Consider the following 22,912-nt stretch of genomic DNA (forward strand, 5'->3'; position numbering starts at 1 on the left):
TTAGTTAATTGGCTTCTTGGCCTAATTTCTTTTTGTCTCTGTTTTCCTCTACAATTGACTTTCAGCTAAAAATGGTAATATCTAAAACTAGATATTACCATTCTATATACTTCTTTTATGCTGTTAATACATCCATAAGCGGGTTATCGTGAAACCAAAGGCCAAACCTTCGAATGGTTTGTTCATGTTGTTCATCACGTCCATTTGCGGAAGAATTGCACCTGCGTTTCCAACATAAATTTGGAATGCGTGGGTGAAGGTAGAAATCTCAACACCGAACTTTAAAGACGGTTTTGGATTGTATGGTCCAGCCCAATCCGGGTGAGGTGGATTGGCATCTGACCAATCAGAGCTTTGCTCCGAGATTTTGTCGATTTTCAGAGGAGCGTCGAAGTTGAAGATAAACGACGACTGACCCGAGAATTTCAACCGACCACTCAAATGCAATGCAATGCGGTCGTGATCGTGCCAGGCTTTAACGTAGTTGGCATGCGAAAAGCTAATACCTCCCTGAAGAGAAATGCTTTCCGAAAATTTACGACCAATGATCAGCTGGCTGAAATAAGAAAACCGGTCGCCAAATCCCATTGTGAACGTATCGGTTGGGTTCTCGTAGTTATTCAGCTGTCCAAAATCATCTTTCGGACTACCGTCAATACCTACATTTCCAAAGACTGTTACAAACACCGGGACTGTGTTATTCTCGGTTTGCTCCAGGATCGTCCACTTCGCATTAAAATCGCTCACCATCCGGTTTACGGGACTCTGCTTAGTCAACCCAAACCCAATCTGTAAGCTCTTAATTGGCACATAATTTAATGCCAGGCGAACGTTGGCGGATTGATAAAGACCAAACATGTCAGAAAGTGGAGTCTTATTACTTTCTTTTTCAATAGCGCCGAATTTATGTTGAATTATAAATTCAAGTGTCTTTGCATCAGGGATAAAAGAGGTTTGTGCATCGATAAGTGTTCCATTATCAAAGGCAGGACCAACGGGAGTATCTTTTTCTTTGACCTCATCCTGTGCCCACAGGTTAACATTAACCAACAGGCACGATATAATAATTAATAATATTCTTTTCATAGGTTAGTTCTTTCGATGATTACTAATTATCCTGAGCTCCCTGATTGATCCATGCGAGAACAAACGCAGCTTCTTGTCGTGTATACTTTGCACTGTGACTTCCATCCGGGCTTGGCTTGGTGTAGATCAAGCTGTTTTCCGGGGTGGTCGCGTTAATATATGTCGAAGAATTGATACTATTATACGCATTAGCCGCTGTCAAATCAGGAACAGGTTTGATCCCGCCTACCTTGTGACAACTGGTACATTTACTTTCAAAAATGGGTATAATCGTTTCGCTGAAGCTAATTACCTGTGTATCCGGAATCTCCTCGATCACTTCAACAGCCTCAAAATCATAAACACACGCGCTGAATGCTAAGCCAAGTAATGCAATTAAAAGATATACTTTACATTTTTTCATACTCATAACTTATAGCTTAGGTATTGTTTAAAAAAAAGCTTCTCTTTTTCAAGAAGCTTTTTTCTTAAAATTATTTTTAGTTATTGAAGAGCTTCGATTGTATTTTCAAGGATCGCAATCACATAAGCTGGGTTGTGTGCTCCCATACTCTTATCCTCTTCTACAGCTATATAGTTATAAAATCCACGAGCGACATTCACCGGATAAGTTCCTGTAATCACGTGACCATCCTCACCGAGAACACCATTGGTTACCAGAATACCTGCAAGAGTTGTCATCAACTCTTCAATTTCTGTTTGCTTGCCGTTGATGTCAAAGTCAGTAGCACTGCTGTGGCACTGATTACACGCTGCCAAATAAGGTTCAGCAAATGTGTGAGCACCTTCATACATGTGGCACACTGTACAACCAGCTGTTGCGTGTGTAGCTGCACCTACGCCGGGAACTGTTGCAGAACCATCAAACTTGTACAAGCCGATCCCCATCAATAGTGTTCCTTGCGGGCCGTGGTGAGGACCATAGTGAGAACTTGTGATTGTGAAATTGCCATCATCATCCGGCGTTGGAGCCCCAGTTCTTGGCTGGTGACAATTCGCGCAAAGGTTAGAAGCATTTTCGTAATCAATAGTCATCGTTGGATCGATGATTAATGTTACCGGATCTGTTGTACGAATAAATACTGGATTTCCGTCTTCATCCTGGAAAGTTGGCATATCGCCATGCGTATGACAAGCATCACAAGATAAATGGTTGGCACTTGTAGTTGTGTCTGCAGCTGCAGTTTCAATAAAAGTTATAAATCCTTCATTGGAGTGACAACGAGAGCATGACCCACTTGTTCCACGTGCCCAAGAGCTACCGGTTACGTGAAGAGAAGATGCCAGTGCTGTTTCAATTGGTTCAACAACTGTTGTACTGTGGCAATCCATACAAAATGCCGTGCCATCAGCGCCATCTTCACCATCCAAGCCATCCTGGCCATCGGTACCATCGATACCATCCATTCCCGGAGGGCCCTCTTTCACACAAGAAGGGATAACAAATAGCAACAGGGTTGCAACTGTCAATAAGCGAATAATTGTTCTGATCTTCATAGTATTAGTTTTTTAACACTTCAATTAATTCAGGTCTATAATCGTAGGTTAGATTATAAAGCTTAAAGGTATAATTGAAAATATTTCCGCTACTATGAGGACGGGTGATATAAGAACGAGTAAAAGTTGATATATGTCAACTAACCGTTTTTGCTGATAAAAAGAAGATCATCCTCTTTAAGAATCTCGATCTCACGGCGGTTATGGCGCACAATTCCGGAAATCTCCAATTCTTTCAAACTACGAATGAAGCTCTCTTTTGTCATCCCTGACATTTCGGCCAATTCCTGTTTATTGAGGTTGCAATTAAACGGGTTGCTTTGGTAAATTTGATTCTTGAGGTAAAGTAAGGTATCCGCTACTCGTCCGGGCATGTACTTCTGCGTGAGTCCGACCAGGCTTTCGAGCATTTGAATATTTTGGTGGTTATTGTATTTCAGTAGTTCGTAGGCAAATCGGCTGTTTCGTTCCAATAGGTGATGAAGCCGATCCGAATCGATAAAACAACATTCGACCCGCGTAATGGCCGTTACTGTGAAATGCCTTACATCGTCGCTAACAACGCCTCCTGCAGTAATCAAACTGTGATTAGCCAGTATTCGAAGAATTACGTTTTTGCCACGGGAACTCTCGGCAACCATCTTCGCCATTCCCTCCCGAAGACAAACGAAATGGGTGGTCGAGGTTTTTTGCTTAATGATTGTTTCACCCGGATTAAAGACAATGTTTTGCTTACACTGCATGAGGTATTCCAATTCATCAGCAGAAAGACTCTTGAAGATGACTGCCTCGTTTTCGGGAAAACAATTGACGCAGCAATTCTTTCTACAGGTAATACAATCTTTCTTATGTGAATCATCAAACATGGGCTAACTTCAATTATGTATTAAACTACATTTTTGCATAAATACATACTAAAAGTATAAGAATTTATGAGAAAATTCGCCTTATTCTCCTATCCTTGTTTCTGCTGTTTAAGTTAATAATATAATCGTCGCTGAAACATAACTATTTAGCAAAACACCCTTAGCGTTTCATGCTTTATAACACAACCCGAAAGAATGCAAGTTTGCCGAAAGAAACCGCGATTTCTCCCAACATACCGGCAAAAGTTCCCGACAAACGCGCCCTGACTGTTTCAAAAATTATACTTAGAAAGATTAATTGTCTTAACTATAAAATTACCAAAGCAAAGATCCGGGTTACCGGTTTGCATATATAGAAGCCGATTGTGCTGGCTATTCATCGGTATCAGAAACATCGCTCGTCGAGTCTCCCGAATCGCTGGAAGCACGCTTTCGCCCTGCCTCTTTCAAGGCTTTGTTTAATATCCATTCCAGCTGCCCGTTTACGCTCCGAAATTCATCAGCCGCCCACTTTTCCAGCGCGGCATAGTCTCTCGGATCAATGCGCAATACGAATGATTTCTTTCCTGCCATAATTCTTTTCCTACACTTATCTCAATTCACTTCCCCAGCAGTGGCCGCCTCATTAATAGATACTCCCGGTATTCACAATCGGCGTAGCTTCTTTATCTCCGCACAGAACAACCATCAGGTTACTAACCATTGTTGCCTTTTTCTCTTCATCCAGCTCTATGATTTCCTTCTTCCGAAGTTCTTGCAAGGCCATTTCAACCATACTCACAGCTCCTTCAACAATCTTAAACCGCGCTGCTACAATTGCAGTAGCTTGCTGCCTTTTCAACATTGCCTGCGCAATTTCCTGGGCATAAGCCAAATAGTTGATCCGCGCTTCAATCACCTCAATTCCGGCAATCTTCAATCGATCTGTAACTTCCCGCTCCAGTTCTTCATTAACTTCTTCACCTCCGCTGCGCAAAGTAATTTCAGCATCTTCATCCTCGAAATTATCATAGGGATACAAGCCAGCTAATTTACGAATGGCAGCCTCTGTCTGAATTGTAACGAAGTGTTCATAGTCATTGACGTCGAAAGCCGCTTTGAAGGTTTCCTGTACGCGCCAAACCAAAACGACGCCAATCATAACCGGGTTACCGATTTTATCATTCACCTTAATCGGTTCGCTGTCCAGGTTGCGAGCCCGCAACGAAATTTTCTTCTTCGTAAGGAAAGGATTCGCCCAAAAGAAACCGTTCTTCCGAATCGTCCCCTTGTAACTACCAAACAGAACCAAAACGGCACTCTCATTTGGATTCACGATCATAAAACCGGGCGCCAGAAATAAAAACACAATTATCATCAACACGCCAGGAAGAACCATTCCGCGTGTAAAACCAAAAATGATTAACACGGCAAGAATAAATTCAACGACAACCAAAACATAACCAGAAATTGCAGAGTAAGACTTTTCCATGACTATAGATTTAATTCATATTAATATCATTTTGATATCACTAAATTAAAATAAAAAAGCATCTTTTTCAAGATGCTCTACAGTATAAAAATGTCTTAAAAATTAATTCAACATGAGTTCCACAAGCCCGATCGAATCGACCTGCATTGTATCATAAGCCTTTGCAAAACTTCTGATAGCTGCCAAACTCGATTCTTGAGGTTCAAGAATGTCTACCGGTGAAAAGTACTGTTCAGCATTACCGTCATCACCTACAGAACTAGAAAAATCCTCTTCAGACATTGATAAGAGTTCAAACAAGGTAAATGTTCTATCCATAAGCATTAATGATTTTGTTACATCAATTTAACGCTTTTGAAAGAGCATTATTGTCCTGTCGAATCTAAATTTTTGTTAAAAGAAGGTTGTTCTTTTCGATGATCTTTCTCAAATTAATCAGGGCGTAACGCATACGGCCCAATGCGGTATTGATGCTAACATCGGTACGTTCGGCAATTTCTTTAAAGCTCAAGCCCAAATAGTGGCGCATAATAATTACCTGGCGCTGATCGTCCGGAAGCTCATCAATCAAACGACGAATGTCTGACGTGATTTGCTCAAATACCAACTTCTCTTCAATATTCTCATCTGAGAATTTAGAAGAATTGAATAGATCGAAATCTGAATCCTCGTTTGAAACCGTATTCAACAAGCGTTCTTTCCTAAAGTGGTCGATAATCAGGTTGTGCGAAATTCGCAGTACCCACGAGATAAACTTACCGTTTTCGGTATATTTACCTGTTTTTAACGAGCGGATCACTTTAATGAAGGTATCCTGGAAGATATCTTCAGCTAACGCTTGGTTTTTTACTATCAAAAAGATGTACGTGTAAACACGATTCTTATGACGCTGAATTAAAGTTTCAATGGCAGATTGGTCACCCGCAATGAAGTTTAGAACGAGCATATTGTCGTTCTCTACAGTAGTGCTGAACATTACTTTCTATTTTAAATTAATACAAAGTAAAATCCTATCAATAGGCAACCAGTTTAAAAGGTGAGTAAAACTATTTCTTAAATTTGCGCTCTGTAAAATTCTTGGATTTCCGTTAAAAAAGCAAATTTTTTGTAAATAAAATTAAAGATTTAGGATGACATTTATCAAAAAAGAACAAAATATCCACATAAAAGGCGCTCGAGTCCATAATTTGAAGAATATTGAGCTCCAAATTCCGAGGAATAAATTTCTCGTGATAACTGGACTATCGGGTTCCGGTAAGTCATCTTTGGCGTTTGATACTTTATATGCCGAAGGGCAAAGAAGGTATGTTGAGAGTTTATCGTCGTACGCAAGGCAGTTTTTAGGGCGCATAAACAAGCCCGAAGTTGACTTTATCAAGGGTATTCCGCCTGCAATTGCTATTGAACAAAAGGTCAACTCGCGAAATCCGCGCTCGACCGTCGGAACCTCGACTGAAATTTATGATTACTTGAAATTACTATACGCCCGAATCGGAAAAACAATCTCTCCGGTCTCGGGATCTGAAGTAAAAAGACACCAAGTTGGCGATGTGGTCGATTTCATCAGTTCGCAGACAGAAGAAACCCGCCTGTTAATTTGCGCTCCACTACGTCCAAAAAATGGTCGATCCATTGCAGAGGAAGCAGAGCTCCTTTTGCAACAAGGTTTCTCGCGCATTGAAACCAACAACGGCATCGAACGCATCGACGAACTACTGCAGAAAGACACCAATTCGCTATGTGAGGGCAACTGTAATCTGGTGGTCGACCGGATGACAGCCAGTCGCGACGAAGACAACATTAGCCGAATGGCCGATTCAACCCAAACCGCCTTTTATGAAGGACACGGCGAATGTATTGTTAAGGTTTATGCGGAAGACGGAGTTAAAGAGGAACACTTTTCAAATTTGTTTGAAGCCGACGGCATTGAGTTCGACGAACCCACCGAGCACATGTTCAGCTTTAACAACCCGGTTGGCGCCTGCCCCGCTTGCGAAGGCTATGGAAAAGTAATCGGGATTGATGAAGACCTGGTTATTCCCAACAAAGCGCTTTCTGTCTACCAGGATGCGGTGGCTTGCTGGAAAGGTGAAACTATGAAAGCCTATAAAGAGGAACTGATCCACTCGGCGTCGAAATTTGACTTCCCCATTCACAAGCCTTATTACGAACTTTCGCAGGAACAGAAGAATTTACTGTGGACGGGCAACGAACATTTCGAAGGCATTAGTGCCTTTTTCAAAATGCTCGAAAGTAACACTTACAAAATCCAGTATCGTGTTATGTTGGCTCGATATCGCGGAAAAACAACTTGTCCCGAATGCCACGGCACACGTTTGAAGAAAAGCGCTGGCTATGTAAAAGTAAGCGGAACGCCGATTCAGGATCTGGTTCTTCTACCTGTAAACGAACTGCGGGATTTTTTCAGGAAACTGGAATTAACAGAACATGAGCAGCAAATTGCCCGCCGCATTTTGATCGAGATTACCAGCCGACTGAATTTCCTTTGCGATGTTGGGTTAGGTTATCTTACTTTAAACCGATTGTCGTCTACCCTGTCCGGTGGCGAGTCGCAGCGAATTAACCTGGCAACATCACTTGGTTCAAGCCTGGTTGGTTCTATTTATATATTGGATGAACCCAGCATCGGCCTTCACCCAAAAGACACCGAGCGACTAATTGACGTTCTGCGGAAATTGCAAAAAATTGGCAATACCGTTTTGGTTGTCGAGCACGACGAAGAGATAATCCGTGCAGCCGACCAAATTATTGATATTGGCCCCAAAGCGGGGACACACGGTGGCGAGTTGGTTTTTCAGGGCGACCATGAAGCTCTTCTTAAAGCAGACAAAAGTTTGACCGCCGACTACCTGACCGGACGAAAAAATATTGAAATCCCGAAAATCCGCCGGAAGTGGAACAACTTTATTGAAGTGCTGGGTGCTCGGGAAAACAACCTGAAAAATGTTTCGGTCAAATTCCCGTTGAACACCATTACTGCCGTAACTGGAGTCAGCGGTTCCGGCAAATCAACCTTGGTCAGCAAAATCCTCTATCCAGGTGTTGCCAAAATATTTGGCACCTACACCGAGAAAACCGGGCAGCACGATGCAATAAAAGGTGATTTCAAGCGCCTGACCGGAATCGAGTTCGTCGATCAAAACCCAATTGGGAAATCGTCGCGCTCGAACCCGGTTACCTACCTGAAGGCCTACGACGAAATTCGTAAACTTTATTCCGAGCTGCCCGCTTCGAAATACCAAGGCTTCAAACCGGCGCATTTTTCATTCAATGTTGATGGCGGCCGCTGCGAGGAATGCCAGGGAGAAGGAGAAATTAATGTAGAAATGCAGTTTATGGCCGACGTGCACCTGGTGTGTGAAAGCTGTAATGGCAAGCGTTTCAAGGACGATATTTTGGAGGTCGAATATCGCGGCAAAAACATTTTCGACGTTCTGGAGATGACGGTGAACGATGCCATCGAGTTCTTTGGTGCGGGCAAAAGCTCCACCGAGAAGAAGATTGCCCACAAACTTCAGCCATTGCAGGACGTTGGTTTAGGATACGTCAAGTTAGGACAAAGTTCCTCAACCTTATCGGGTGGTGAAAGCCAGCGTGTGAAACTGGCAGCATTCCTGGCGAAAGAAAAGGACAGCCCTACCCTCTTCATTTTTGATGAGCCCACAACCGGTTTGCATTTCCACGATATCAACATTTTGCTGGTGTCGTTCAATGCACTGATCTCGCGCGGACACAGCATCATTATTATCGAGCACAACCTCGACGTCATCAAATCGGCAGACTGGATTATTGATTTGGGACCTGAGGGAGGAAAAAACGGGGGGCAAATTGTCTTCGAGGGAACACCTGAAGATTTGGTTAAAACCGAGAACTCGTTCACCGGTCAGGCACTGAAAGAAAAACTATAAAGGTGGACTTCCGTAGAGCCAATTAAAATCGAATTGTAAGTAAAAGGATTTTAGCGGTAACTTATTGAAAGTTGAAACTTGTCAATACCCGTTCAATTTAGACTCATTCAAATAGGCATTACTCTAAAATCCTGTATCTTTGCGACCAATTGAGTTGATTAGGAATAGAACGAAAAGCGATGATTTCATCGACGAGATCCGCTTGGTTCTAAATATGAAATAAATGAATTTGAAAGCACACTCTTTTCATATTCCGGTCATGGGGCTGGGATATACCGTCGACACGCCGGTGAAAGTTGCACATCTGGGCATCTCTTCAGTGGTTTCTATCGTCGACGACTTCCTGATGGAAAAAATGCGGGAATTCTACAGTAAAAAGTTCGACCTTCCTTTTAAAGAAATTTCGACTAAAGTAGAAGACTTTCGGGCAAAACGTGTCACTGCTTATCTGAATTTGGTTGACAAACTGGTTTCTGAGAAATACGAGGAAATGGTCAACAATTTCCAACAAAAAAGCAGCGAACTGGAAAAATATTTCGAACTGTTACCGGATGCCAAAAGCATTAAAGAACGGTTTAACCAAATGATCCAGAGTAGTAGTTTGCCCGACGTTAAAAACTGGTTGCGCAAAAATCTGACAAAAGGCGATATCGACGTCAACATTATGACGAAACTCGATAAGGTCAACTACGCTAACGGCGAGGCACTGCCAACGGAGTTTAACGATGCACATGCGGCGCTGCGCGGCTTTGCCAACAGCACGCTTTGCTCGTCGCTGGTATTGTCTGCCGGGATGAATCCCCGCTTGTACAGCTACATCGAAAATTTCGATGATTTTTACCCGAATGCTGAAGGTCAGTTCAAAAAGAAGGTTACGCTGAAGGTAAGCGATTATCGTTCTGCGCTGATCCAAGGTCGCTTTTTGGCGAAAAAAGGAATCTGGGTATCGGAGTACCGAATCGAATCAGGCTTAAACTGCGGCGGACACGCGTTCGCCACTCAAGGCTACCTGCTGGGACCTATTTTGGATGAATTCCGTGAAAAACGCGAAGAACTTGAAAAAGCTGTTTTCGACGTTTTCCAAAAAGGACTTGAAGAAAAAGGCAAAAACAAGTTGGAAGCTATCCCTGAAATGAAAATTACGGCTCAGGGCGGCGTAGGTTCCAGCGAGGAGCACAACTTCTTACTCGACGAGTATAAACTCGACAGCATTGGCTGGGGTAGCCCGTTTATGCTGGTTCCCGAGGCTTGCCATATCGACAAGTACAGTCTGGAACTGTTACGCAATTCGGGTGAAGATGACTTCTACCTAAGCGATGCCTCACCACTTGGTGTTCATTTTAATAATGTACGCCACAGCAGTCAGCAAAAGGCTATTGAGCATACTCGCAAAGACGGGAAAGTCGGTTTTCCATGTACAAAACGCTACCTGGTTTTCAACACCGAATTTACTGATCAACCAATTTGTACAGCTTCTCGTCGCTATCAAACCTTAAAAATTGAAGAAATTCAGAAAACAGATTTGAGTGACGACTGCAAACAATGGCAAATCGACAAACTGGCTGAGAAAGAATGTTTGTGTGAAGGTCTGAGTAATTCAACTTACCTGGCCAACGAAATCACACCGGACAGTCCGCGCCAAGGCGTAAGTATCTGTCCAGGACCAAACCTGGCGTACTTTAATAAAATTGCCAGTTTGAAAGAAATGGTCGATCACATTTACGGCAAATTCAATCTGCTGGAAGGCGTTAAACGTCCGAACCTGTTTATGAAAGAATTGAGCATGTACGTTGACTACCTTGAAAAACGGGTTGAAGAATTGCGCCACGCCAAAGATGAAAAGCAAGCTTCATACTACCGTACATTCCGCAAAAATATGCAGGATGGCATTGTATACTACAAGGATCTTTTTGCCAAGTACGACTCCAAGCTGCAGGAAATGAAGCAAGGAGTAATTGCCGAATTGGAAAACATTAGCCAAAAAATTGAGGCTTTCCATATTTAATAAAGCCTTTCTGAATACATTGAAAAGCAGGTCTCATAACGGCCTGCTTTTTTATTGCAACAAAACCATGTGTCACGAAGACATAAAAACATTGAACTTTCGGACAGGCCAAGCGTTTCATTATCTTATTAATTTAATTCACACCCCATATTTTAAAAGCTATGAAAACAAAGAATGTAGATTTAGGACTCCTTATTGTGCGAATTGGTGTTGGTTTACTAATGTTATTCCACGGAATCAGCAAATTGTCAGGAGGTTTAGGTTTTATCCAGGGAATGCTTGAAGCAAAAGGCCTGCCCGGATTTATCGCCTATGGTGTAATTGTTGGCGAAGTTTTGGCTCCGCTTGCCATTCTGGTTGGATTCAGAACCCGGATTGCTGCACTTATTTACGCCTTCAACATGGTCGTGGCAGTCTTAATGGTTCACGCCGCTCAATTCTTCACCATGAGTGAGCAAGGAGGTTGGGCATTGGAACTAATTGGTCTGTATTTCCTGGGAGCTATCGCCCTGTTTTTCACCGGTGCCGGGAAATATGCGGCTTCATCTACCAACACTTGGGATTAATTACTGATTGATCGTTAATAATGATAAAAGCAGTTCCGACGACGGAGCTGCTTTTCTTTTTTAACCAATCATTAAAACAAGGTGCTTTCTCTTGTATTTTAAAGGGTATGCTCGTAACTTGTTTAGGCATGTTGAACATGCTTGCGAGTTCGATTTTTCACTCAAACGCAGCTGATTTATTGTTTTCCGCCTTCAATACGTTTAGCCGCAAATTCAAATGAACCTCTATGAGAAAACACCTGCTAATTCTACTAATGGTGCTTTGCGCAGCCACAACCAACGCCCAGAACCAAGACAAAAAACAAAAAACCGACAGTATTGCCGAAGCCAAACTCAAAGCAAAAAAGAATGTCGATTTCTCTGTGATGCCTTACCTGAGCTACAACCGCAACCTCAAGCTGATGCTCGGCGTAATCCCGATGGCCATGTACAAACCTGTTCCAGGCGATACCATTTCACCCAAATCACTTTCCGGACTTTCGGCTATTTATACCACCAACGGTTCTTATTTTATCGCACTGTTCAACAAATGGTATTTTGCGGAAGATAAATGGCGGGCAAAGTTTTTTGCCATCACGGGCGACCACTATTCTCAATTCTTCATGGAAGACACCGACGTGCCGGGATTTTACGACTACGGCACGAAAACAACTTTTTTAATCTTCGGGATTCAGCGAAAAATCACAACGGGCTTATACGGAGGACTCGCCTACAGTTATGCTCATCACAAAACAACCTACGAAGATAATGTTCAACCTCCGTCGACGACCAAGAAAAATGGATTGGAATACAGCCTCCTATATGATTCCCGGGATGCCGTTTACTACCCGACAATTGGGACCAATGCAAAACTGAAATGGAATTCTTTTCCGGAATGGTTCGGGAATGACCTGTCTGCAAACAAAATCTCGATCGAATACAACCGCTACTTCCCGATGCGTGAAAATACTGATGTGTTGGCGACCCGTTTTTCTGGACAATTCGGCTTGGGGGACATTGCTTTTGAACAACAAGTCACCATTGGCAACAAAGATATTCGCGGGTACTCCGAAGGAAAATATCGAGGCGACGGGCTGGTTGCGCTACAAGGTGAATACCGTTACAATTTCAAAGACAAAATGGGATTGGTGGGGTTCTTCGGGTTAGCAACGATTTACGGCTCGGACAATGACAGCTTCAACAAAAAACTTTACCCCGGCGGTGGAATCGGTTATCGTTATCGCGCGTTTAAAGCGGTAAAATTCAATGTCGGGCTGGATGCTGCTGTGGGTAAGGAAGATTGGGGAGTCTACTTCCGCATTGGTGAAGCTTTCTAAAAATTGTGGCCGCTACTTCAATCGAGCCCACTCACGTCGTAAAAAGAAAATCACAATCAATGCCGAAACGGCGTCCGAGATTGGCATCGATACCCAGATCCCATTCAATTCGAAAAAGCCGGGTAATACAAATAATAAAGGAATCAATACAATCACCTGCCTCAGCAAGGTCAGCAAGGTTGCTATTTTGGCTTTGCCGATTGATTGGAAGAAATTACCTGCAACAACCTGAAATCCGACAATCGGTAATGCCAACAAACCGAGCCTCAAGCCCATTTGCCCGATAATGAGTAATCCCGGATCTTCGGCGTTAAAAAAACGAACGATGGAATCGGGGAAAACCTGCACCCCGATAAACGCGAGAATTGAAATAACCGATGATGAAATAATTGCCAGACGCAAAGCCTCTTTCACCCGGTCATTCTGTTTGGCACCATAGTTAAACCCGATAATCGGCTGGGTTGACATGTTGATGGCAACCACTGACATGATGATCAACGTCGCGACCGAGTTGACAATTCCCATTGCACCAACCGCCATATCGCCGCCAAACTGAATCAGTTTTGTATTGATCAGTCCCTGGACTACGGAGTTGGCAATCTGCATAAAGAATGGAGCCATCCCAATCACAAGAATCTCCTTGATGATTTCGGGCTCTATTTTAAAATACTGTGGCTTTATTTTCACGACAGAACGATTGCTCCTGAAGTGCAACAACACCCAAACGGCTAGCACCATCATTGATATTACGGTGGCGTAAGCAGCACCTTTCACGCCCATTCCCAGACCGAAAATGAAAATCGGGTCGAGCACAATGTTGGTTCCTGCACTAATCAGCATCGAATACATGGCGATCCGCGCGTTTCCCTCCGAGCGAATAACATTATTCAATGAAAAACCAACCACCTGGAAAATAACGCCGACTAAAATAATATCAAGGTAATCGTTGGCGTAGCCCATTGTCTCGGGCGTTGCGCCAAACATTTTTAGCATGGGTCCTTTGATCAAAAAACCAATCAGAGTGATAAGCAGCGATGCGACGAGCATGAGAACGAAACTATTTCCCAGCACCCGCTCGGCTTTCGGCATGTCCTTTCGCCCCATGTTAATTGAGACCAAAACACTGGCTCCAATTCCGATCAGCATCCCGAACGCGATCATCACCAACATGACCGGAAAGATGACCGAGACACCACTAAGAGCGGTTGCTCCAACCCCTTGCCCTATGAAAATTCGGTCGACGATGTTGTACAAAGCATTCACGAAAACACCAATAAATGCCGGGATAAAATATTTCAGCATTAGTTTTCCGACGTTAGTTTCGGCAAGTTCCCTGGTTTTTTCCATCTGCTTCAGAAAGTAAGGTAATTAGTCTCAAACGGCCGGCTGCAGAGCACTGGTGACCTGAGACTTTGGGCTTGGTTGAATTTAAAGTGTCGCCGCAAAAGTAAACATTCGCACTAATAAAACCCGATTTTAAAGTTCTTATTCTAAATTTGCAGGAGAATAGAAATTAGAAACAGCATTCATGACAAAAGAGGATTCAGCAAAAATCAATCAAGATACAATCACCAACCTGCAATCATCCAACGCGGAGCTGGTAAACGAAACGATCAATCAATTGAGCGAATCAGGCAACTCGGCCTATCTGCCTTTCCTGTTCGAGCTGCTTCACTCTACGTCGAATGATGAAATTAAAAGACGGATTGCCCGCCTTCTTGCTGAATTGAAACACAGCGATGCAATTCCTCTGATTATTGAGGCAATTAAAAACAAAGCGTACACCAAAGAGCTGCAATACTTGGTTTCGGCCTGTTGGGAAAACGGGATGGACTACAGCGAACATTTGTCGCTGTTCATCGACTTGATGATTCAGCACGAATTTATGATTGCGTTCGAGGCGCACACCGTGATCACCAATATGACCGGCAAAATTTCTGCGGCTACCTGCGAACAGGAAAGCACGAAAATCAAAAATGCCCTTACTCAGGTGTCAGAAGAGAACCGTCAAATGCTGGAAGAAGTGTTGGAATTCCTGCCATTACTGGAGGCCGGAATAGAGCCGCAAAGCTTTTAAATTGATCAAAATTCGCACAAAAGACTAGGAATTAATCCAATATCAGTTAAATTTAGGCACGACTTTAACTATAAGCCCTCAAACATTTAACTGAGATACGTGAAAAAGGCATTGTATATTCTGAGTTTCTTGCTACCATTTTGCGCAGTCAATGCTCAGGATGCCGAATATTCGCAGTTTTATGCCAATCCTGTTTATTTGAATCCCGGTTTTACGGGAACTTCCGAGCAAGGACGGGTTGCCGTGAACTACCGGAATCAATGGCCAGAGCAAGGCTCAACCTATGTGAATTATTCTGTCTCTTTCGACACTTACATGAAAAAACTGGGCGGTGGGATCGGAGCTCAGATTCACAATAATCGCGAATTAAACGGAGTAGTCGAAGCCACAAACTTTAGTCTTTTTTACTCGCACCATGTAAAAGTTAATCCTCGCTTTTTTGTTGATTTGGGTTTACAGGCCGGATTCACTTATAAGAAGCTCGATTACCGAAACCTGATTTTCCCGGACATGATCAATCAACTAACCGGCGAACGATATGTTGGCAGCGAAACAGTGCAGGAAACGGCCAGCATCGCCTATCCCGATTTTGGTGTCGGATTTATTGGTCAGTATGATTCGTTTTACGGAGGTGTGAGTATCAACCACCTTACACAGCCCAGCGAATCGGTTTTTATTGGCGACAACCGTGGAAAGTTACCGTTAAAAGTGACGGTACACATGGGGGCCAAGAGTTACCGCTGGCATCGTGGCCTTTTATCCCGGCGTTTCACGCTTTCACCCAATGTGATTTACCAGCGACAAGGCGCTTTCAGTCAGTTAAACATGGGTCTGTACCTACTGGAAAAATCGATTTCCGGAGGACTTTGGTATCGGCAAACATCCGGCATTCAGCCCGAATCCATGATTGTGATGCTTGGCGTAATGCGCCCCAAGTTTAAATTTGGCTACAGTTACGACTTTAGCCTCTCAAAATTGAGTAACTACTCCAATTCGGCACACGAAATTTCATTGATTTTCTTTGTTGGCGACAAGCATTCGGATCGCGATGCTCTTCTCATTCCTTCACTTTAAAATACCAGGGTAACAGTTCCCTGCTGTTTGTGTGGTTTGTCCAAAATATCCAGGAAAGAAAGGATCCAGATGTAGGTGCCGGCAGGTGCATAATTTCCGTTTTTCATTTTTCCATCCCAGCCAACCGTCACATCAGTCGTTTCGAAAACCTGCTCTCCCCATCGGTTGTAAATCAACATCTGGTAACCATCTGCTTTAACGGCTTCGTTCGCCAAAAGAAACACTCGGTTATCCGGATTTACACTGTTGGGATTTAAAGCATTCGGCGCAAAAAGATCATCCGGTGCCACCAAAACCTGGTGACTAACTGTATCTGTACACCCGAATTCACTTTCAGCAAGCAAATAAACCGTGAACCACCCGAAATCCTGGTACCTGTTTTCCGGATTTTCGAGGGTGGACGTTTGACCATCGCCAAAATCCCACTCATAGCTTACTCCGCCTGTTGTTTGGTTTGTAAATTGAAAAACCGGATCAGATATTGTTTTATCACTCTTATCAACCACGAATTCCGCTACCGGGTCGGAATAAACCTCAATTAAATCATCCATGAGCACCGTATCAGCACATCCTGTAAGCGACGAAATACCTATAGCCGAAACCTGGTATTGAGCACCCTGTTCCGAATATTCTTCCGAAACTTGCTGACCATTTTCGGTATTCAATCCGGTATCCCATGTGTATTGCAGCTGATCAATAGGGTCCGATACCGCCGCACTCAAAGTTGCCGTAAAAGGCGAACAGCCGCCCAAGGCATCCGCGGTCAACTCGAACCAAGGCTGACGTTTAACGGTAAACTCTTTTTTAGCGCTCTCGCAGCCGAATTCCGAAATAACCTGAAGCCCGATTGTCGCTTGCGGCTTATTTTTCAGACTGATTCGCACCGGTCCCAACATGGTTCCTGGATCGTAAACAATCTCCTCCGCATCCAAATCCGACAAGTCCCAGTAATAACTGTCCTTATCTGTTCCACTTCCGATGTAATTCACATCAAATTCGTGCGGATAACAAAATTTAGGATCGATATCAGTATAGACAGTGCGGATCGGATGAACAGTTATATAATCTTCCATCGTGCCCGAGTTGGTGCAACCATCTGTTGAAAGGACAGTCAGGGTCACATCATAAGTTCCGGCGTAACTGTAGGTGTATTGAATTGTCGGATCAGGGGTACTTAGTCCCAAACCATCACCGAACTCCCAGGTATAAGTATCAATATCCTCGGTCGTCTGCGCTGTAAAATTCACGGTCAACGGCATACACCCTTCGGTAACATCTGCTGTTATTTCCAAATTAGGTATTACCCGAATTGGGGTCCAGCTAAGTTTACTCTGACAACCATTCTCACTAATTTGAAGACCGAGGTTACGCTGGTTGGTTTGTTGAAATCCCAACTGAATATTTAAATCGGTCAGCCCTTTCCCCCCAGTGTACAAAGTATCAGCAAAATACCAGCTGAAATCGGCGTCGGCGGTTGCATCTCCTTCATAATTTACCGTGAGATTATAACCTGAACATTGCGTTGAATCGATACTGATATTCGTCGTGTATACCGGAATCACATTAACCTGGTAAGTTGCAGAATCGATGCAACCGTCATAATTCACCAACGCTTTATAAAGCGTCGAATCGAAAGGCGACGCATAAGGCATCGAGCTTGAAACATCACTTACCCCCTCTACCGGCGACCAATTGTAATCGCCCTTGAATGCTTGTTGATTCAGTTGAACCGAATCATAACGGCAAATGGTCTGGTCTGCAGTTGCGCCAAAAATGACTTTGCGGATTTTAATATCAAACGCTGTGGAAAGTTGAAGAACCGGATCGCTGGACATTCCACCATACTCGACAAGATAACCTCTCGGCAAATAGTAATTAGGGTTCGTATCATAGTAGATGTCCCCGGTATTACTCAAATCATTCCAAGAATATGCGGGTTGATCAGGATCTTGTGTAACATGTGCATAATCTTCATCATCTCCATTCGGTTTTAGTACATTATTCGGTTCTCCGTTTCCCCAGGGCGCGTATGCTCCCGGTTCTTTATAACCACCGTCAGATGTACCTGTCCAAAATAAAGTGCCCGCCTCCGGACCTGTCACCCATTTCCATTTTCCTTCCTGAGCAGCATCTGAAGCACCAATCCAACCAACACCTTTGGTTTTTAACCCAATGAATTTGTTTTCTTCTTCGGATAATATTGTGGCCAAATACCCCTGTAATCCCCGATAATTCTTCAGGGCTGCTGAATCCCGAGCAGCCGTCCATGTTATCAAATCCTGTTCGTAATAGCGGTAGAAATGTCCAGTTTCCGGCAGAAAATCGGCATCGATTAAACTGATGGCGATTTGACGGGTTGTTGTATCGGGAACTGGTGTCAGATTGTAGTACCAAATATTTTCGATAGCATCCTGGTATTCCTGTGCAGTGGCTGCTCCGCGCAATTCAAGGGTTCCGGTAGTTGTCAACCAAGTCTGCGATAAAGAAGAACTCAGATTTTCACTTTTCAGGCTTTCTGCGCCAACATTATAGTTCGCAATCGAGATTTTTAAACCGTCGTAGATTGAATCGCCTTCCACCTTGACCATCGCCCCGAACTGAAGCGAGTCCTTACAAAAAGTGATCGACGATGTACCATTCAGATCAATCGTCAAATCTCCCGACTGGGCATAAGAAAAGCCGGATGTTAATATCATCATTAAAAAAATCAACATCCGGCTTCTCATGTATCTTCGATTTGGTTATGCTTTATTTGAAAAATACTTCATGAATTGCGCGCGCTCATACATTTGCGGATCCTCTATTTTAGCATACGACAAGCGACCACGGAACTCTTCAATCGTCTTAAAGTTCCATTTTTGCATGAACTTTTCCAAATCTTTTAGCATTCCGCTTATAACTTGTGCACCATTAATATAAACTGATGAGCAAATTTGTGTTACCTGAGCACCGGCCAGCAGTTGCTTAATCACAGCTTCGCCATCGTGAATACCGGTTGAAGCAGCGATTTCCAATTTGGGAAGTGCAGCGCTAACCAGGCCAACCCAACGCAACGAACGACGAATATCAGCTGGCGAACTGAATACTTCAGAAGCGCTCAATTCCAGTTTTTCGATATTGATGTCGGGTTCGTAAAAACGATTAAACATTGTCACGGCTGAGGCACCATTGGCCATCAATCGTTCTGAAAAAGCAATCAGGTTGGTGAAATAGAACCCTATTTTCACCGAAACAGGAATCGATACTTCCGCTTTTACTTTTTTCAAAACATCAATATACAACTGTTCTATTTCTTCCGGCTTTTCGTTACGGCCAGTCGGCACGTAGAAAATATTTAGTTCCAGCGCATCGGCTCCTGCCTTTTCAAAATCCTTGGCAAAGCCTGTCCACTCGTTTGCTGTTACGGCGTTGATGGATGCAATAACAGGAATTGATACTTCAGCTTTCACTTTACGAAGCAATTCCAGATGCTCAGTCACCGTATTTTGACGTGTGTAATTGTGAATGTAATCTTCAGCTTCAGGATAAGTATTTTGCGGATCTTTTGCGATCAGGTGGCTTACCTCACTGTTTATTTGTTCTTCAAACAACGACTTCAGCACCACGGCTCCCGCACCGGCTTCTTCCAATGACTTGATTTTGTCAACACTGTTCGTTAGGCCCGAACTGGCCACAACAATCGGGTTCTTCAAGTTCAAACCCAAATATGTCGTATCTAACTTTTTCATAACGCTCTTTCGTTAATTATTCTTGGTTTTTATTTTTCATTTTGCGAAACGGTTTGTTCGGCATTTGCCAACCGTTTTATTTTAGTGATAGTTCCGCTCTCCAAAAATAGAACTACCAACCCGAACCATGGTACTTCCTTCGGCTACTGCCAGCTTGTAATCGCCCGACATACCCATGGAAATTTCTGAAAAAGAATTTTTGTCTCCAAAGAATTCCTGTTTCAATTGCTCAAATATGTTTTTAAGCTGATGGAACTCGCGACGGATTTGCGTTTCATCATCGGTATAAGTTGCCATGCCCATCACGCCCCGAACATCAACCCAATCCAGTCCGGCAAAGTCTGAAGAACTCAGCAGTTCGCGTGCTTCTTCCTGGTTCAGCCCAAACTTGGTTTCTTCTTCTGCGATGTGGAATTGCAGCAAAACCGGTATTTTCCGGTTGTTTTTTTGCCCTTCTTTATCGACTGTCTTCAGCAATTTCAAGGAATCAACACCGTGCAAAAGACTGACAAAAGGCGCAATGTATTTCACTTTATTGGTTTGCAGATGCCCGATAAAATGCCATTCAATGTCTTTCGGAAGTTCGTCGTATTTAGCTGTTAATTCCTGTACTTTGTTCTCGCCAAATACGCGCTGACCGGCTTCATAAGCCTCCAGAATAGCTTCGTTGGGCTTTGTTTTCGACACAGCTACCAGCGTTACCTTCGGTTCGAGTTCGTTTTTTAGTTCAGTAATTTTATCTGCAATGCTCATAACTTCTTTTTAAAGGCGTTACAAAACTACAAAAGCAAGCGAAAAAGAAGGATGATTTTTACTGTTTTTTAGGGGATAAACTGACGATAAACCAGCGGGAGCATTGGAACGAACCCACAATTTCAACAATCAATGCGAACATAAAAAACCCCGACTGAAAAGCCGGGGCAAATTATATTGGCATAAATATTACTTCTCTACAAAGTAACGGAGCTGATCAAGCATAATGGGAACATCATCTTTGTCGATTCCCCGGCGGAGCAGCTGCGGTAGGTCCTCCTCAAAAACGGCCATAAAATCAGCCTCGGTGAAATCGGGCTGCGAAATGGATCTCATGTAATAATCGAGCGCGGCTTTACGGTTACCCAAACTCCACTGCACGTGTCCCATGTTCATCAGGTCGTGCTGGGTTGGCTCATCCTCAACTAGCTTCTTGAAGTAATTTTCAGCCTGCTCCGTTTTTCCGGTCAGGAAGGAGCACCAGCCAATCGGACGCCACACTTTTTTATTGCCGGGCTTCAGGTACTCCACTTTGAAATAGTATTTCAGGGCCTCGTCGAAACGCCCCAACTCCAGCAGACAATGGCCAATGTTCAAATGATTGGTCAAATCCTCCGGATCAAGCGCTTCGGCCGCCTGGTAATATTCCAGCGCTTTTTCGGGCTGCTTCAGGTTGCGGTAGCACAAGGCAATCTTTTTGAGATTCCACAGCCGATTCAACTCAAACAACTCAGCTTTGCGGTAGGCATCCAGCGCCTTTTCGTAGTCGCCGAGCTTTTGGTAGCAAAACGCCAATTTCTGATACAGCTCCCCGCTCTGCTCCTGCGCCAGCATATATTCAAAAATTTCAATCGCTTCGTTATAGCGGTTCTGCGCGAAATAATATTCGCCAATGTTGCGAACAACGGCTTTATCTTCTTTCAGGATTGAACCCAGAATTGTTTTGTTGTAGAAGTCGAACCGCCAGCTGAACAGGTCGTCAAAATCGGCCCGACGCGGATGAAGCTTGTAAAAACGATACAAATCCTGGATATATTGATTGGAAACAAAGCCGGCTTTCTTGCCCGGATCGCTCAGCTCTTCGTCTTCCTCAATCTCATGAAACTGATCCATCTCGGCTCGCAATCCCTGCAACATAAACTCCCGGTTTTCTTTCGGAATCTGCTGCATGCTCAGGCAAAACGAATATTTATCCGAGTCGCACAAAACGGGTGCTTTTGCAATAACTTCAACAAAACCACGGGTTAAGTCATCCGAGAGATCGAGCGCCCGGTCCAACTCCGGATTTTCGGCAAAGAAGGGCACAAACCAGTTAGCCGGTTCGTTGAAGAAAGGATAAGATTTCAGCATCGCGAACGATCCCATAAAAACGTCGGCACCTTCCATTTGCAGTTCCGAAAACTCTTGCATTTTATCCATCAAGCCCGGCGAATCTTCAAAAATATCCTGCCACTCCGGATTCTTGTCTTCCGACAAACCTTCCTCCATCAAACTGTCCAGGTTGATTTTGTCCTTCAGGTTAGCACTAATTTTAATCATTTCCGGCATCAGCTCATCGCGGATGCGTTGCTGCAGTTTCTCGGTTTCCTTGCTGCGGATCAACTGAATAATTACCCGTTCAAGGTTACGTTTGAACTCAGGATCGTCATTCAGCAATTTCAGACGCCCGGTTATCTCCGGATAATATGACAGGCGCGAATCATATTGGTAAAGCGTGAGCAACAACCCCACCAATGCCCGTTGCCGGATCAGCGCTGCGTCTGTTTCATAGGCGTCAAAAAGCAGGTTGAATTTCTTCGTATCAAAATAACGCTGCAAACTCAGTGTAATGCCGGTCACCATAAAAGCTTTGTAATCGGCCTGAATCGTTTCGCTATTCAGTAACTTCTGCAGAAACTTAACTTCTTCCTCACTCAAGCGATCGCGAAACCACAGATGGTAAAACAGCTTCATGAGCTGTTTGTGGTGAAGCTCTGTTTTCACCAGCCGGTCTTCGTTTCCTCCCTCGCCGCCAGTCGCAAACTCCGCCAAATCGTTTGGCGCATAAAAAGCTTCCAGTTCCCCTAGGGTTAAATCAAAATCGTTTATAAACTGATCTTTAAATACCCGCTTTTTCTCGTACTCGAGTGAGGAAGCATATTTCAACCGAACGGCCTCATTTACCTTGTCGGCGAGCTCGTAGGCCGAATCGATCAACTTCAGGTAGACTTTTTGTCGCTCCGGGTCCTGAGTTCCCTCCATGGTATACTGAAGCATATAATGATAAGTCTGATTCATTTCACGCAATTCGTCGTTGAAATGCCCCAATCCGTTTTCCAGGATGAGTTGTTTCAGCAAATCGAAAGCTGGTTTTAATTGACGGGCTGCCAAGTAATTGCAGATATCGATGTATTGTTTCTTGATTTCCTTATTCGTCATTGTTTTCTATTAATAATGATAAGTTACGAAAACAGTAATAATCAAAAAACACTCCATCAAATTATAACTGACAGATGGGCAGACAAATGCTCCGTCGTCTGTTTTTTGTACCTTTCAACAATTAAC

19 protein-coding genes are annotated in these 22,912 nt (G+C 43.6%); 6 read left to right on the plus strand and 13 right to left on the minus strand.

The window, feature by feature from the left end:
- Positions 1-123 precede the first annotated feature (123 nt).
- The 8 genes from BC643_RS17680 to BC643_RS17720 all read right to left on the minus strand — a co-directional run bounded on the left by BC643_RS17680 (position 124) and on the right by BC643_RS17720 (position 5,896).
- Positions 124-1,086 carry a DUF5777 family beta-barrel protein gene (locus BC643_RS17680; RefSeq protein WP_147377261.1) on the minus strand — a complete coding sequence of 321 codons (963 nt, stop codon included), beginning with the start codon at positions 1,084-1,086 and terminating at the stop codon, positions 124-126.
- 22 nt (positions 1,087-1,108) lie between these two features.
- Positions 1,109-1,495 (minus strand): c-type cytochrome, encoded by a 387-nt coding sequence (locus BC643_RS17685; RefSeq protein ID WP_120274597.1) that lies wholly within the window; start codon positions 1,493-1,495, stop codon positions 1,109-1,111.
- A gap of 74 nt (positions 1,496-1,569) precedes the next feature.
- Positions 1,570-2,583, minus strand: a complete 1,014-nt coding sequence (locus BC643_RS17690) for a hypothetical protein (RefSeq protein WP_120274598.1) — start codon at positions 2,581-2,583, stop codon at positions 1,570-1,572.
- Between the two features lie 140 nt (positions 2,584-2,723).
- Complete coding sequence (locus tag BC643_RS17695; RefSeq protein ID WP_170154612.1) at positions 2,724-3,326, minus strand: Crp/Fnr family transcriptional regulator; 603 nt, start codon at positions 3,324-3,326, stop codon at positions 2,724-2,726.
- 495 nt (positions 3,327-3,821) lie between these two features.
- Positions 3,822-4,022 carry a hypothetical protein gene (locus tag BC643_RS17705; protein WP_120274601.1) on the minus strand — a complete coding sequence of 67 codons (201 nt, stop codon included), beginning with the start codon at positions 4,020-4,022 and terminating at the stop codon, positions 3,822-3,824.
- Positions 4,023-4,074: 52 nt separating this feature from the next.
- Positions 4,075-4,920 carry an SPFH domain-containing protein gene (locus BC643_RS17710; RefSeq protein WP_120274602.1) on the minus strand — a complete coding sequence of 282 codons (846 nt, stop codon included), beginning with the start codon at positions 4,918-4,920 and terminating at the stop codon, positions 4,075-4,077.
- 102 nt (positions 4,921-5,022) lie between these two features.
- Positions 5,023-5,238 (minus strand): hypothetical protein, encoded by a 216-nt coding sequence (locus BC643_RS17715; protein ID WP_147377262.1) that lies wholly within the window; start codon positions 5,236-5,238, stop codon positions 5,023-5,025.
- A 64-nt stretch (positions 5,239-5,302) separates the two neighbouring features.
- Positions 5,303-5,896 (minus strand): RNA polymerase sigma factor, encoded by a 594-nt coding sequence (locus tag BC643_RS17720; protein WP_120274604.1) that lies wholly within the window; start codon positions 5,894-5,896, stop codon positions 5,303-5,305.
- A 154-nt stretch (positions 5,897-6,050) separates the two neighbouring features.
- On the opposite strand from BC643_RS17720, the gene uvrA reads away from it, so the two are divergent.
- The 4 genes from uvrA to BC643_RS17740 all read left to right on the plus strand — a co-directional run bounded on the left by uvrA (position 6,051) and on the right by BC643_RS17740 (position 12,736).
- Complete coding sequence (uvrA, locus tag BC643_RS17725) at positions 6,051-8,849, plus strand: excinuclease ABC subunit UvrA (protein WP_120274605.1); 2,799 nt, start codon at positions 6,051-6,053, stop codon at positions 8,847-8,849.
- Between the two features lie 223 nt (positions 8,850-9,072).
- Positions 9,073-10,854, plus strand: coding sequence for a hypothetical protein (locus tag BC643_RS17730; protein WP_120274606.1), 1,782 nt, complete (start codon positions 9,073-9,075; stop codon positions 10,852-10,854).
- Positions 10,855-11,015: 161 nt separating this feature from the next.
- The gene (locus BC643_RS17735) at positions 11,016-11,420 is read left to right on the plus strand and encodes a DoxX family protein (RefSeq protein WP_120274607.1); all 405 of its coding nucleotides are present in this window, start codon (positions 11,016-11,018) and stop codon (positions 11,418-11,420) included.
- A gap of 227 nt (positions 11,421-11,647) precedes the next feature.
- Positions 11,648-12,736 (plus strand): BamA/TamA family outer membrane protein, encoded by a 1,089-nt coding sequence (locus BC643_RS17740; protein WP_120274608.1) that lies wholly within the window; start codon positions 11,648-11,650, stop codon positions 12,734-12,736.
- A gap of 12 nt (positions 12,737-12,748) precedes the next feature.
- Here BC643_RS17740 and BC643_RS17745 read toward each other — a convergent pair whose 3' ends face one another.
- The gene (locus tag BC643_RS17745; protein ID WP_120274609.1) at positions 12,749-14,083 is read right to left on the minus strand and encodes an MATE family efflux transporter; all 1,335 of its coding nucleotides are present in this window, start codon (positions 14,081-14,083) and stop codon (positions 12,749-12,751) included.
- 181 nt (positions 14,084-14,264) lie between these two features.
- On the opposite strand from BC643_RS17745, the gene BC643_RS17750 reads away from it, so the two are divergent.
- Positions 14,265-14,813 (plus strand): HEAT repeat domain-containing protein, encoded by a 549-nt coding sequence (locus BC643_RS17750; protein WP_120274610.1) that lies wholly within the window; start codon positions 14,265-14,267, stop codon positions 14,811-14,813.
- Between the two features lie 99 nt (positions 14,814-14,912).
- On the plus strand, positions 14,913-15,887 hold the full coding sequence (locus BC643_RS17755; RefSeq protein WP_170154613.1) for a PorP/SprF family type IX secretion system membrane protein: 975 nt from the start codon (positions 14,913-14,915) through the stop codon (positions 15,885-15,887).
- Here BC643_RS17755 and BC643_RS17760 read toward each other — a convergent pair.
- The 4 genes from BC643_RS17760 to BC643_RS17775 form a co-directional block, all read right to left on the minus strand.
- Positions 15,884-18,613 carry a PKD domain-containing protein gene (locus BC643_RS17760; protein WP_120274612.1) on the minus strand — a complete coding sequence of 910 codons (2,730 nt, stop codon included), beginning with the start codon at positions 18,611-18,613 and terminating at the stop codon, positions 15,884-15,886. The genes BC643_RS17755 and BC643_RS17760 overlap by 4 nt on opposite strands.
- Before the next feature lie 15 nt (positions 18,614-18,628).
- Positions 18,629-19,615, minus strand: a complete 987-nt coding sequence (locus BC643_RS17765) for a dihydroorotate dehydrogenase-like protein (RefSeq protein WP_120274613.1) — start codon at positions 19,613-19,615, stop codon at positions 18,629-18,631.
- Positions 19,616-19,696: 81 nt separating this feature from the next.
- Entirely contained in the window at positions 19,697-20,368 is a 672-nt protein-coding gene (locus tag BC643_RS17770) for a YggS family pyridoxal phosphate-dependent enzyme (RefSeq protein ID WP_120274614.1), read from the minus strand.
- A gap of 189 nt (positions 20,369-20,557) precedes the next feature.
- Positions 20,558-22,786 carry a tetratricopeptide repeat protein gene (locus BC643_RS17775; protein ID WP_120274615.1) on the minus strand — a complete coding sequence of 743 codons (2,229 nt, stop codon included), beginning with the start codon at positions 22,784-22,786 and terminating at the stop codon, positions 20,558-20,560.
- Positions 22,787-22,912 lie beyond the last annotated feature (126 nt).

The sequence above is a fragment of the Mangrovibacterium diazotrophicum genome (genome assembly GCF_003610535.1).
In the GTDB taxonomy this organism is placed as follows: Bacteria; Bacteroidota; Bacteroidia; order Bacteroidales; family Prolixibacteraceae; genus Mangrovibacterium; species Mangrovibacterium diazotrophicum.

Coding starts and splice junctions, on each gene's coding strand:
- BC643_RS17680 (WP_147377261.1), bottom strand. CDS start 1,086: ATGAAAAGAATATTATTAATTATTATATCGTGCCTGTTGGTTAATGTT.
- BC643_RS17685 (WP_120274597.1), bottom strand. CDS start 1,495: ATGAGTATGAAAAAATGTAAAGTATATCTTTTAATTGCATTACTTGGC.
- BC643_RS17690 (WP_120274598.1), bottom strand. CDS start 2,583: ATGAAGATCAGAACAATTATTCGCTTATTGACAGTTGCAACCCTGTTG.
- BC643_RS17695 (WP_170154612.1), bottom strand. CDS start 3,326: ATGCAGTGTAAGCAAAACATTGTCTTTAATCCGGGTGAAACAATCATT.
- BC643_RS17705 (WP_120274601.1), bottom strand. CDS start 4,022: ATGGCAGGAAAGAAATCATTCGTATTGCGCATTGATCCGAGAGACTAT.
- BC643_RS17710 (WP_120274602.1), bottom strand. CDS start 4,920: ATGGAAAAGTCTTACTCTGCAATTTCTGGTTATGTTTTGGTTGTCGTT.
- BC643_RS17715 (WP_147377262.1), bottom strand. CDS start 5,238: ATGGATAGAACATTTACCTTGTTTGAACTCTTATCAATGTCTGAAGAG.
- BC643_RS17720 (WP_120274604.1), bottom strand. CDS start 5,896: ATGTTCAGCACTACTGTAGAGAACGACAATATGCTCGTTCTAAACTTC.
- uvrA (WP_120274605.1), top strand. CDS start 6,051: ATGACATTTATCAAAAAAGAACAAAATATCCACATAAAAGGCGCTCGA.
- BC643_RS17730 (WP_120274606.1), top strand. CDS start 9,073: ATGAATTTGAAAGCACACTCTTTTCATATTCCGGTCATGGGGCTGGGA.
- BC643_RS17735 (WP_120274607.1), top strand. CDS start 11,016: ATGAAAACAAAGAATGTAGATTTAGGACTCCTTATTGTGCGAATTGGT.
- BC643_RS17740 (WP_120274608.1), top strand. CDS start 11,648: ATGAGAAAACACCTGCTAATTCTACTAATGGTGCTTTGCGCAGCCACA.
- BC643_RS17745 (WP_120274609.1), bottom strand. CDS start 14,083: ATGGAAAAAACCAGGGAACTTGCCGAAACTAACGTCGGAAAACTAATG.
- BC643_RS17750 (WP_120274610.1), top strand. CDS start 14,265: ATGACAAAAGAGGATTCAGCAAAAATCAATCAAGATACAATCACCAAC.
- BC643_RS17760 (WP_120274612.1), bottom strand. CDS start 18,613: ATGAGAAGCCGGATGTTGATTTTTTTAATGATGATATTAACATCCGGC.
- BC643_RS17765 (WP_120274613.1), bottom strand. CDS start 19,615: ATGAAAAAGTTAGATACGACATATTTGGGTTTGAACTTGAAGAACCCG.
- BC643_RS17770 (WP_120274614.1), bottom strand. CDS start 20,368: ATGAGCATTGCAGATAAAATTACTGAACTAAAAAACGAACTCGAACCG.
- BC643_RS17775 (WP_120274615.1), bottom strand. CDS start 22,786: ATGACGAATAAGGAAATCAAGAAACAATACATCGATATCTGCAATTAC.